This is a genomic window from Actinomadura sp. 3N407, assembly GCF_052245875.1.
In the GTDB taxonomy this organism is placed as follows: Bacteria; Actinomycetota; Actinomycetes; order Streptosporangiales; family Streptosporangiaceae; genus Spirillospora.
In genome coordinates this window covers 26,557-38,252 of record NZ_JBQQBP010000017.1, presented here as the reverse complement: position 1 = coordinate 38,252, position 11,696 = coordinate 26,557, and the positions used below count along the sequence as shown (strand labels likewise).

At 72.2% G+C, this 11,696-nt stretch carries 9 protein-coding genes; 3 read left to right on the top strand and 6 right to left on the bottom strand.

The genetic code is table 11. The features are described from left to right. Nucleotides 1-5 precede the first annotated feature (5 nt). Both ACTWPP_RS33875 and ACTWPP_RS33870 read right to left on the bottom strand, forming a co-directional pair. Entirely contained in the window at nucleotides 6-1,538 is a 1,533-nt protein-coding gene (locus tag ACTWPP_RS33875; protein WP_443108477.1) for a DNA polymerase Y family protein, read from the bottom strand. Then, on the bottom strand, nucleotides 1,535-2,296 hold the full coding sequence (locus tag ACTWPP_RS33870) for a hypothetical protein (protein WP_443108476.1): 762 nt from the start codon (nucleotides 2,294-2,296) through the stop codon (nucleotides 1,535-1,537). Before ACTWPP_RS33870 ends, ACTWPP_RS33875 begins: the two co-directional genes overlap by 4 nt. 145 nt (nucleotides 2,297-2,441) lie before the next feature. On the opposite strand from ACTWPP_RS33870, the gene mtnA reads away from it, so the two are divergent. Next, complete coding sequence (gene mtnA / locus ACTWPP_RS33865) at nucleotides 2,442-3,578, top strand: S-methyl-5-thioribose-1-phosphate isomerase (protein ID WP_443108475.1); 1,137 nt, start codon at nucleotides 2,442-2,444, stop codon at nucleotides 3,576-3,578. On the opposite strand, the gene ACTWPP_RS33860 is transcribed toward mtnA, so the two are convergent. Together ACTWPP_RS33860 and ACTWPP_RS33855 are read right to left on the bottom strand one after the other, a co-directional pair. Beyond that, nucleotides 3,557-4,630 carry an aldose epimerase family protein gene (locus ACTWPP_RS33860; protein ID WP_443108474.1) on the bottom strand — a complete coding sequence of 358 codons (1,074 nt, stop codon included), beginning with the start codon at nucleotides 4,628-4,630 and terminating at the stop codon, nucleotides 3,557-3,559. The two genes, mtnA and ACTWPP_RS33860, sit on opposite strands and share 22 nt — an antisense overlap. After that, entirely contained in the window at nucleotides 4,627-6,306 is a 1,680-nt protein-coding gene (locus ACTWPP_RS33855; protein WP_443108473.1) for a M28 family peptidase, read from the bottom strand. The genes ACTWPP_RS33860 and ACTWPP_RS33855 overlap by 4 nt, the downstream gene beginning before the upstream one ends. On the opposite strand from ACTWPP_RS33855, the gene recD2 reads away from it, so the two are divergent. Then, a complete protein-coding gene (recD2, locus tag ACTWPP_RS33850) occupies nucleotides 6,277-8,517 on the top strand; it encodes an SF1B family DNA helicase RecD2 (RefSeq protein ID WP_443108626.1) in 2,241 nt (746 codons plus the stop codon). The genes ACTWPP_RS33855 and recD2 overlap by 30 nt on opposite strands. Before the next feature lie 20 nt (nucleotides 8,518-8,537). Here the strand turns inward: recD2 and ACTWPP_RS33845 are convergent, their stop codons facing one another. Continuing rightward, the gene (locus tag ACTWPP_RS33845) at nucleotides 8,538-9,116 is read right to left on the bottom strand and encodes a TetR/AcrR family transcriptional regulator (protein WP_443108472.1); all 579 of its coding nucleotides are present in this window, start codon (nucleotides 9,114-9,116) and stop codon (nucleotides 8,538-8,540) included. A 252-nt stretch (nucleotides 9,117-9,368) separates the two neighbouring features. Here ACTWPP_RS33845 and ACTWPP_RS33840 point away from each other — a divergent pair, with 252 nt between their 5' ends. After that, complete coding sequence (locus ACTWPP_RS33840) at nucleotides 9,369-10,451, top strand: polysaccharide deacetylase family protein (protein ID WP_443108471.1); 1,083 nt, start codon at nucleotides 9,369-9,371, stop codon at nucleotides 10,449-10,451. A gap of 116 nt (nucleotides 10,452-10,567) precedes the next feature. On the opposite strand, the gene ACTWPP_RS33835 is transcribed toward ACTWPP_RS33840, so the two are convergent. Beyond that, entirely contained in the window at nucleotides 10,568-11,590 is a 1,023-nt protein-coding gene (locus tag ACTWPP_RS33835; RefSeq protein ID WP_443108470.1) for a LacI family DNA-binding transcriptional regulator, read from the bottom strand. Nucleotides 11,591-11,696 lie beyond the last annotated feature (106 nt).

Below are 11,696 nucleotides of genomic sequence, written 5' to 3'. Positions count from 1 at the left end.
AGCGCCTAGTCATACACGGCCTCGACATGCCACTGGCCGCGCTCGATGGCGAGAAGGTAGGCCGCGCCGTCATCGGTGGTGACCTGGAACCGTGCTCTGCGCCGTGACCGGTCGGGATCCCACCAGCGCTCGTCGGCGGGCCATGGGCCCGTCCAGCCGGTCACCGCGGCGGGACGTCCCCGGACGGTGAGCGTGGCGGGCGGCGCGGACACCTCGCAGCGCGCCGACACCACCACCGCGTCGCCGGACGTGTCGACCAGCTCCGCCTGGGACGGTGTCACCGGGACGACCGCGGGCGCGGGACCCGTCACGCGTCCCGGCCACGGCCCCTCGGGCAGGCCCGAGGGGACCAGGTCGCCGACCGGTACCCGGACGACTCGCTCGCCCGGCCCGCGCCCGCCCACGAGGACGGGCCGGGTGATCCCCTGGTGCCCCAGGAGCGCCTGGATGCGGTCGGCGGCCCGGGCGATGCGGTCGGTGACGGTCGTGCGGCCCCACAGCGCCTCCTGGCGTCCACCGTCCGGGACGATCTGGTCGGGTGCCAGTTCGAGCCAGGTGACCCCGCCCCAGACGTCCTCGACCTGACCGCCCTTCGGCTGCCAGGCCGACAGCTGCCACCGGACCCGCTCGGCCACCGCCAGCGCCGACAGGCCGTCGTGGCGCCACAGCCGCCGCAGCACGTGCCCGTCCGCGAACCCGGCCGCGACCTCCAGCCGGACGCAGGCCAGCCCGCCCGCAGCGAGTGCCTCGTGCAGTTCGGCGGCCAGCCGTTTCGCCCCGAACACGACCCGCTCGGCCTGCTCGGCGGGCGGGTCGAACGCGGCGCGCACCGACAGGTCGGCGGCGGCCTTGACGGGCGCGAGCGGGCGCGGCTCCTCGCCCCTGGCCAGGCGGTGCGCGAGCGCCCCGTCCGTCCCGAACCGCGCGGCGACGTGCCCGGACGGCAGCGCGGCGAAGTCCCCGAGCGTCTTGACGCCCAGGCGCCGCAGCAGATCCGCCAGCTCTGGGCGGCCGGCGTCCTGAGAGTGCAGGACCGACAGCGGATACGGCGCGAGGAACGCCGCCGCGCCGCCCTCCGGCACGACCAGGCCGCCTTCCCCGGCCCGCGCGGCCAGCTCCGCCGCGAACAGCCCGTCCGCGACTCCCGACCCGCAGTCGTACCCGGCTTCGACGACCGTGTCCTGCACGAGGACGCGCAACGCCTCCTCGCCCCCGTAGAACCGGGCGGGGCCGCCCGCCGGCAGTGCGCACAGCCCCGGCCGCACCACTTCCACGCGCGGCGTCAGCTCCGCGACCGCCTCGACGACGATCTCGAACAGCCGCCCTTCTGCGTCGACGTCGCGTTCCCGCACCACCAGCTCGGGGCACCGCCGCTGCGCGTCCCGGAGCCGCTGACCCCGCCGCACCCCTTCGGCCCGCGCAGCCGCCGTGCAGGCCGCCACCTGCCCCTGCACCACCACGGCACCGGCGATGGACGCGTCCACGCCCACCGCCGTCACCGGCCAGTCCGGGCACCACACCACCAAGACCCGGGTCATGCGATCCCCTCCTCGACCTCCGCCCGCACCGGCGGCGGGCCGCCGGACGGCCGCGGATGGACCGGGGCACCGGCGGCGACGGGCTCGGGGACGAGTTCCAGCGGCGGGCGGGCGGTCTCGGCCGGCTTGACCGTGCCGTCGGGGGCGGGCAGCCAGACGCGGGCGCGGCGGCCGGGGCCGGGGGCGTCGCGGCCCCCGGCGACGATCTGGACGCGGCGGCCGGTGAGGCGGCCGTGGCCGTCTGCGAGGCCGTCCCAGGCGACGTCGTCCAGGCGGAGCCGGAGCCGGGTGCCCGGCCAGTCGCGGGCGAACGCGCCGGTCAGCGTGAGGACGCAGCCGTGCTTGCGGGCCAGCGCCGACAGGCGGCGGACGGCGGCGGCGCCGGGACGTTCGGGCGGGCACAGCAGGACCAGATCCACGGCTTCGCACAGCGCGGCGACGACGTCGGGCCAGCGGTCGCCGGGGTCGTCGACGAGGAGGAGGCGTTCGGGGACGGCGCCCATCCCGGCGGCGGCCGCCACGCCGAAGCCGGGGAGGCCGACGACGCCGCACCAGCCGCCGGTGCCGTCCTCGCCGCCGTGAAGCGAGACGCCCGCGACGAGCGCCGAGCCGAGGGACGCGGCGCCGAGACCGTCGAGACCGACGACCGAGCCGGGCCGCAGCCCGCCGGGGACGACGGGGCGGAGCGCGGGCAGCACGGGTACCGTGCCACGCGGTGCCGAATCCAGCACCAGCTCCCGCAGCGCCGCCTCCGGCACGGTCGGCCTCCCTTCATCCCCTCCGCACAATTTCGAACACAAGTTCGACCCATGTCAAGTTCTCGCAGGTCACAGAGTGTGATGGTGCGGCCTGAACCTCCGATGGCATGGGGGTTCGCGGGATTTTGCGGGCATCATGGGCGGTATGACGAGTGATGTGCGGACCATCGAGTGGGCGGGCCCTCTCGAATGGGCGGGCGACGGGCTGCGGCTGCTGGACCAGACCGTCCTGCCCGCCCGGGTCGAGTACCTCGTGGTCCGCGATGTCGGCACGCTCGTGGACGCGATCCGGCGGCTGGTCGTGCGCGGCGCCCCCGCACTGGGCGTCGCGGGCGCGTTCGGCGTCGCCATCGCCGTGCGCCAGGCCGCGCGGGAGGGCTGGGACGACGCCGCGCGCGACGCCGCGATCGCCCGCGTCCGGGAGGCCCGCCCGACCGCGGTGAACCTGGCCGCCGGCGTCGACCGCGTGCTGCCGTTCATCGGCAGGGGAGCCGACGCGGTCGCGGCCGAGGCCCAGGCGCTGCTGGACGAGGACGTGCGCGGCAACCGGGCCATCGGCGCGTACGGCGCGGACTGGATCCTCGGCCGCGCCGGTGACCGCCCTCTGCGCGTCCTCACGCACTGCAACGCCGGCGCGCTCGCCACGGCCGGGTGGGGGACGGCCCTGGGCGTCGTCCGGGAACTGCACCTGAGGGGACGCGTCGAGATCGTCTATGTGGACGAGACACGCCCGCTGCTCCAGGGCGCCCGGCTCACCGCGTGGGAGCTCGACCAGGCCGGGATCCCGTGCGTCGTCCAGGCGGACGCCGCGGCGCCGAGCACGATCCTGCGCGGGCTGGCGGACGTGGCCGTCATCGGCGCAGACCGCATCGCCGCCAACGGCGACACCGCCAACAAGATCGGCTCGGTCGGTGTGGCGCTGGCCTGCGAGGCGGCGGGCATCCCGCTGGTCGTCGCCGCGCCGTGGAGCACCGTCGACCTGGACGTTCCGGACGGCGGCGGTGTCCCGATCGAGGAACGTCCCGCGGAGGAGATCCTGGCCTGGGGCGGCGCGAGGACCGCCCCGGCCGGGGTGGGCGCGTTCAATCCCGCGTTCGACGTCACGCCCGCCCGCCTCGTGACGGCGCTGGTCACCGAGACGGGAGTACTGGAGGTCTCAGCCGGCGCGACGCCCGGTCAGGGGCCGGCGCTCGAGGCGGAGATGGCTCAGTCGGTTGAGAACGCGGAGATGGCTCAGCCGGTTGAGAACGCGGAGATGGCTCAGCCGGTTGAGAACGCGTAGACGGTCGTGGAGTCGAACGATTCGCCGGGGCGCAGGACGGTCGACGGGAAACCCGGCTGGTTGGGGGAGTCGGGGAAGTGCTGGGTCTCCAGCGCGAACCCGTCGCCCTGCCGGTAGGCGCGGCCGCCGGTCCCGATGAGGGAGCCGTCGAGGAAGTTGCCCGTGTAGAACTGCACGCCCGGCTCGGTCGTGCTGATCTCCAGGACGCGTCCAGAGCGCGGTTCGGTCACCCGTGCGGCCTCGGTGAGCCGGCTTGGGTGAGGCTGGTCGAGGACGAAGTTGTGGTCGTATCCCTGCGCGATGAGCAGTTGCGGGTCGTGCGCGCGGATCCGCTCGCCGATGCTGTGCGGGCTCGTGAAGTCGAACGGCGTGCCCTTGACCGGGGCTGGTTCGCCGACCGGGATCAGGGCGGCGTTCACCGGCGTGTAGCGGGATGCGTTGAGGGTCACGCGGTGGCCGTAGACGTCGCCCGTGCCCTCACCGGCGAGGTTGAAGTACGAGTGGTTGGTGAGGTTCACGATGGTCGGCTGGTCCGTGGTCGCGTGGTATTCGATCCGGAGTTCGTTGCCTCTGGTGAGCGTGTAGGTGACGGTCGTCGTGAGCGTGCCGGGGAAGTTCTCCTCGCCGTCAACGCTGGTGTAGTCCAGGCGCAGGCCGACGCTGTCGCCACCCTCGACGGGGCGGGCCTTCCACACCTTCGTGTTGAAGCCTCCGGGACCGCCGTGCAGGCTGTTCTCGCCGTTGTTCGCGGCCAGCCGGTACGTCTCGCCGTCCAGCGTGAACCGGGCCTTGGCGATGCGGTTCGCGTAACGGCCGATGACCGCTCCGAAGCAGGGGCCGCCGTTCTTGCCGACATAGTCCTCAAGCGCCGGGAAGCCGAGGGCGATGTTGGCGTCGCGGCCGTGCCGGTCCGGTGTTTCGACGGTCTGCACGATCCCGCCGTAGGTGAGGATCCGGACGCGCATGCCGTTCCCGCTGGTGAGGGTGTAGCGGTCGACCGCCGTGCCGTCCTCCAGGGTGCCGAAGGGCTGCCGGGTGAGGGTTCTGTTCATGACTCTCCTCGGGCGGCGAGGGTGCGGGTCGCGGCGCGCAGGCTGCGGTACAGCCGGGCCTCGTACGCCTTGGCGGTGCGGACGTCCCTGTCGATGAACAGGGCGTCGTTGAGTGCGGGCAGCCGCTGCGTGGCGTAGCCGGTGTCGATTCCGGGCGCGTACATCTGGTGCCGGTACCAGGGACGGCCCGGCAGGCCCGCCCGCGTCAGCAGGTCCCGCTCGGTCTTCATGATCTTAACGTTCAGGCGGCGGAACGCGGCCGTGTCGCCCTCGCGGAGCGCCTCCTCCGCGCGCGCTTGCAGAGCCTTCGCGGCGCGCTGCCAAGCCTCGGCCTGCTCGATGTCACGTGAGACGTCCACGACCACGCGCCCCAGCCGTTCACGCTGTTCCTGGACGAAGTCGGTGAGGTACTGGACGGTCTCCTCCGCGTAGGGGCGGTAGCCGAGCGTGATCACGTCGGCGTTCGCGAGCCGCAGCGTCGTGATGCCGGCCAGCCGGGACATGGCCGCGTGGTACTCCCAGCTCGGGTCGCCGAAGCGCGACATCCAGTAGAAGTCGTCGCACGCGCAGTGGTAGTTCCCGGCGTTCCCCGGCGAGGACGAGCCCACGTCCATCGCGGGCACCCCGTACCGCTGGAAGAGCGCCTGGAAGTCCGAGCCGCCGCCGATGCGGCCGATCGGCGTCTTCCCGTCGTTCTGCGCCTTCCACGCCTCGTACAGCGTCCCGTCCGTGCCGGGCCACCGCACTTCCTTCGTCGCGTCGATGACGGACTGGTCCAGCGCGGGCGTCGTCGCGGCGCCGAACCGCGAGCCTCCCGCGCCGTCCATGTTCACGTACGCGACCGCGTTGCGGAGCTGCCTGGCCCGGTGCTCGGCGTACTCGGTGGACCCGAACAGGCCGTACTCCTCGCCGTCCCACGTGGCCAGGACGATGGTGCGCTTAGGGCGCCACCCCTTCTTGAGGAGTGTCCCCAGAGCGCGGCCTACCTGGAGCACGTTCTCCGCGCCGGAGAGGTTGTCGCTGCTGCCGTACGTCCAGGAGTCGTGGTGCGCGCCGAGGATGACCTCCTGCTCGGGGTGCAGGCTTCCGGGGACGCGCACCATGACGTTCCACAGCGGACGGACCTCGAACTCGTTCTTCAGGTCCAGGTGGACCTTCGTCCCGCCCGGCCCGAACCGGTACTCGAACGGCAGGCCGCCCTGCCACTCGTCCGGCACCTGTGGGCCCTTCAGCGCCCGCAGCAGCGGTTCGGCCGCGCCGTAGGAGATCGGCGTCGTCGGGATGAGCCCCTTCAGCATCGGGGCCTGCGACGGCGGGATCCGGTGCGCTCCCTTCACCGACGGCCAGCCGGGCGTCTGCGGGTCGCCGGCGGCGAGCTGGATCTGGGCGACGCTGCCGCGCTGGATGCCGTCCGGTGCGCGCCACGGCCCGTCCGGGTACACCTCGCCGTTGGTGAACCCGTCGTCGGCGGGGTCGGAGTACAGAAGCACGCCCTTCGCGCCGCGCTTGGCCGCCTCCCGGGGCTTCACACCGCGGAACACCGCCCCGTACCGGGCGAGGACGATCTTTCCCTTGACCGAGATGCCGTGGAAGATCCAGCACGTGTGCCGGTTCCGGCCAGAGCGCCCTCCGGATCGGCCATCATGATGGTCGTGCCGACCTCCCCGACGCCCCACGCCACGCCGCCGCGACCTGCGGAACTTGAGGCCGTGCTGGAACGGATCACCTACGCGAACGAGGACACCGGCTACACCGTCGCGCGGGTGGCGACCGCCAAGAGCGGCAGCGATCTGCTGACCGTCGTGGGCGCGCTGCTCGGCGCGCAGGTGGGGGAGAGCCTGCGCCTGGTCGGGCGGTGGCGTTCGCATCCCAAGTACGGGAAGCAGTTCGAGGTCGAGTCGTACACGACCGTCCTGCCGGCGACCGTGCAGGGCATCCGCCGCTACCTCGGCTCCGGCATGATCAAGGGGATCGGGCCGGTGATGGCCGACCGCATGGTCGGGCACTTCGGCACCGACATCCTCCGGATCATCGAGGAGGAACCGGAACGCCTCGTCGAGGTCCAGGGCCTCGGCCCCAAGCGCACGAAGCGCATCGGGGAGGCGTGGGAGGAGCAGAAGGCCATCAAGGAGGTGATGGTCTTCCTGCAGGGCGTCGGCGTCTCCACGTCCCTGGCCGTCCGCATCTACAAGCAGTACGGCGACAAGTCCGTCGACACCGTCCGCCGGGAGCCGTACCGGCTCGCGTCGGACGTGTGGGGCATCGGGTTCAAGACGGCCGACACGATCGCGCAGGCCGTCGGCATCCCCCACGACAGCCCCGAGCGGATCAAGGCCGGGCTCCAGTACACGCTGTCGGAGGCCGCCGACGACGGCCACTGCTTCCTGCCGGAGCCGAACCTCGTCACGGCGGCGGAGAAGATCCTCGGCGTCGAGCGGGAGCTGATCGTCCCGGCGCTGGACGAGCTGGCCCGCGACGAGGGCGTCGTCCGGGAGCCGATCCCGGGGGAGGGGGAGGACGCCGCGACGATCCCGGCCGTCTACCTGGTGCCGTTCCACCGGGCCGAGCGGTCCCTCGCCCGCGGCCTGCTGGAGCTGCTCGACGCCCCGGCCGACCGGCTCAAGGCGTTCGTCGGCGTCGACTGGGACAGGGCGCTGCCGTGGCTGAAGCAGCGCACCGGCCAGGCCCTGGCCCCCGAGCAGGAGGAGGCGGTCAAGCTCGCGCTGACGTCCAAGGTGTCGGTGCTGACCGGCGGTCCCGGCTGCGGCAAGAGCTTCACCGTCCGCTCGGTGGTGGAGCTGGCCGCCGCGAAGAAGGCCAGGATCGTCCTGGTGGCGCCGACGGGACGGGCCGCCAAGCGCCTCTCCGAGCTGACCGGGCACGAGGCCGCGACCGTCCACCGGCTCCTCCAGCTCCAGCCAGGCGGAGACCCCAAGTTCGACCAGGACAATCCACTGGACGCCGACCTCGTCGTGGTGGACGAGAGCTCGATGGTCGACCTGGTCCTCGCGAACAAGCTGGTGAAGGCGATCCCGCGCGGGGCGCATCTGCTGCTCGTCGGGGACGTCGACCAGCTCCCGTCCGTCGGCGCCGGCGAGGTCCTCGCCGACCTGCTCGGCGCCGAAGTGATCCCGCGCGTCCGGCTCACGAGGATCTTCCGGCAGGCGCAGCAGTCCGGCATCGTCGTCAACGCGCACCGCGTCAACTCCGGCGACCACCCCCACACCCGCGGGTACCCCGACTTCTTCCTCTTCCCGTGTGAGGAACAGGACGAGGCGGCGGAGACGACCGTGGACGTCGTCGCCAACCGCATCCCCCGCAAGTTCGGTCTCGACCCGCGCCGCGACGTCCAGGTCCTCGCGCCGATGCACCGGGGCGCCGCGGGGGCCGGGTCCCTGAACACGCTGTTGCAGGAGGCCCTGACGCCGCACGACGACGCGCGTCCCGAACGCCGCTACGGCGGACGCGTGTTCCGCGTCGGCGACAAGGTCACCCAGCTCCGGAACAACTACGACAAGGGCGAGGCGGGCGTCTTCAACGGCACGGTCGGCGTCGTCACGTCCGTGTCCCTCGAAGACCAGTCCCTCACGGTCCTGACCGACGAGGACGAGAGCATCGACTACGCCTTCGACGAGCTCGACGAACTCGCCCACGCCTACTCGATCACGATCCACCGGTCGCAGGGCAGCGAGTACCCGGCCGTCGTCATCCCGCTCACGACCGGCGCGTGGATGATGCTGCGCCGCAACCTGCTCTACACGGGGATCACCCGCGCGAAGAAGCTCGTTGTCCTCGTCGGCTCACGCCGGGCCCTGGCCGCGGCCGTCCGCACGGCCGGTGCGGGCCGCCGCCACACCGCCCTCACACACCGCCTCTCCCAGCGGTGAGCTGGGCGCCTCAGACCGTCTCAGACCGTCTCGCCGTGCGCCAGGTCGCCGAGCTGCCGGGTGACGTCGTGGATGACGGACACGTCCCGCCGGACGCGGGCGAGCATGACGGCGCCCTGCAAGGACGACAGGACCAGCGCCGCCAGCGGTTCGGCCCGTTCCGGGGGGACGCCCCATCCGCGCAGGGCGACCGCGATGCCCCGCTGCCAGTCGTCGTAGGTCGACTCGCAGACGGCCCGGATCGTCTCGCTCTCGGCGGCCGTCTCGAGCGCCACGGTCGCGACCGGGCAGCCCTTGCTGAAATCCGAGTCGAGGAGGCTGCGCGCGAAGTGCTCACCGAGGGCCGCGATTCCGGCCCGGCCGTCCGGTGCGGCGAGGACGGCCTCGGCGAGCGCGCCGCCGACCGTCCGCCCGGACAGTGCCACCGACTCGGAGGCGAGTTGCTCCTTGCCCTCCGGGAAGTGGAAGTACAGCGAACCCTTCGGTGCCCCGCTGTCCGCGAGGACCTGGGTGAGCCCGGTGCCGTGGTAGCCCTGCCGCTGGAACAGGTCCGCCGCAGTCCGCAGAACCCGTTCTCTCGTCTCGCCCCGGGGTGCCATGCCCACGATATTAGACCGACCGGTCTACATTCTCAAGCCGGATCGCATCTTTGGACAGCCGCACATTTCTGAGCACTTCGAAATATTTCGAATTGATTGCCGCATGTCAGCTGTGTTCATCGACTCTTCGAACGGATTTCGGCTTCGAAAGTGCCTTTCGATGTCTTGACACCTTTCGTGGGAGTTTTCACAATGAGGTCCGCCGGGAGGACGGCCCCGCCCCGTCCCGTCCGTTCCGCTGGAGGAACACCGATGATCGAACACGCTCCCCCGCGGGGCAGACCCGCACGCACCACCCGCCGAGCGTTCGTCCTCGCCTTCGCCACCCTGCTCGCCGCCGGGTCCATGGTCTGCGTGACCGCCGCCACCGGTGCCGCGGCGTCCGAGACCGGCCGCCACGGCATCGCCGCCGCGGACGACTGCAGCGGGGGCTATGTGGCGCTGACCTTCGACGACGGCCCCACGGGCCAGACCTCGGCGCTGCTGTCCGCTCTGCAGCGGAACGGCCTCCGCGCCACCATGTTCAACACCGGGCAGAACGCCCAGAACAACCCGTCGCTGGTCAACGCGCAGAAGAACGCGGGCATGTGGATCGCCAACCACAGCTGGTCGCACCCGCATCTGACCCAGCTGCCGCAGTCACAGATCATGTCGGAGCTCCAGCGGACGCAGCAGGCCCTCCAGCAGATCACCGGGACGGCGCCCCGGCTGTTCCGGCCCCCGTACGGGGAGACCAACTCCACGGTGCGGGCCGTCGAGCAGCAGCTCGGCCTGACCGAGGTCCTGTGGGACGTCGACTCCCAGGACTGGAACGGCGCGTCCACCGCCCAGATCGTGCAGCGGGCCGGTTCCCTTCAGAACGGCCAGGTCATCCTCATGCACGACGGTTACTCCACGACGATCGCGGCCGTCCCGCAGATCGCCGCGAACCTCAAGAGCCGCAACCTGTGCGCCGGCATGATCTCACCCGCCACCGGCCGGGCCGTGGCCCCGACCGGCGGCGGTGGTGACGGTGGTGACGGTGGTGACGGTGGTGGCGGTGGTGACGACCCGCCTCCGCAGGGCGGCTCCTGCACGGCGCAGATCTCGCAGGGTCAGCAGTGGAACGACCGGTTCAACCTGTCGGTCAGCGTCTCCGGGACGAACGACTGGGTCGTCACCGTGACCGTGCAGAACCCGCAGGAGATCATCGCGACCTGGAACGGGTCGCCGGCCTGGGACTCCGGCGGGAACGTGATGACGATGCGGCCGAACGGCAGCGGCAACGCCTTCGGCTTCACGATCATGCACCACGGCAACTGGAACTGGCCGTCGGTCTCCTGCCGGGCCGCATGACCTGACCCGCCGCCCCCCGCAGGCGCGCCTTCCCGCGGCCAGGCCCCGGCCGCGGGAAGGCGGTCGCCGTTCCGGGGGTCTCACTCAGTGCCGGGGTCTCACTCAGTGCCGGGATCTCACTCCGTGGTGGGCGGCGGGGCGGTGCTCTTGCGGACGACGAGGCTGGTGGACAGCTCCATGCGGGTGGCGACGGCCTCCCCGGCCCGGATGCCGAGAAGGATCTGGGTGGCCGACTCCGCCATCTGCCGCAGCGGCTGGTGGACCGTGGTCAGGGCAGGGCTGGCCCAGGGGGCGACCGCGACGTCGTCGTACCCCACGACCGACAGGTCGTCCGGGACGCGCAGCCCGTGCACGCGCGCGGCCTCCAGCACCCCGAGCGCCTGCAGGTCGCTCCCGGCGAAGATCGCCGTCGGCCGGTCGGGCCGCCCGAGCAGTTCCATCGCCCGCTCGAAGCCGCCCTGGACGTGGAAGTCGCCGTAGGTGACCTGGGACGGATCGACGTCCAGCCCCGCCATGCTCATCGCCGAGCGGAACCCGTCCAGTCGCGCGATGGAGCACAGCATGTCCGCGGGCCCGGTGATGATCGCGATGCGGCGGTGGCCCTGGTCGATGAGGTGCCGGGTCGCCGCCAGCCCGCCGGACCAGTTGGCCGAGCCGACCGAGGGCACGTCCGGCTCGGGGTCCCCGGCCGGGTCGATGATGACGAACGGGATCGAGCGGGACCGCAGCCGCTTCTTGTACTCCGGCGCCAGGCTGGAGAACAGCAGCACGACGCCGAGGGGGCGGCGGCGCAGCACCCCGCTGATCCACTCGGGGCCGGGGGAGTGCCGGGTGCCGCTCTCGGTCAGCACCACGCTCGCGTCGTTGGCCTTGGCGACGCTCTCCACGCCGCGGATCAGCTCCATGGTCCACAGGCTCTCGATCTCGTGCAGGACGATCTCGATGAGCGGGGCGTCGGGCGCCGACCTGACCCCCCGCCGGTAGCCGTGGTGCTCCAGCAGACGCTCCACCCGCAGGCGGGTCTTGCGTGCCACGTCCTCGCGTCCGTTCAAAACTTTCGAGACGGTCGAAACGGAGACACCGGCCTGATCGGCCACCTGGGCCAGGGTCACCCGGCCGGAATCCTCGTCCTGTTGCATGTCCGAAGCATAGAGATCTCGGAGGTTCCACCGAAAGTTGGGGTCACCGCGCCGGTCGGTCGGTGCCGGGCGCGTGCTCATCGGTCTGTGCCGTGCCGGTCCGTGC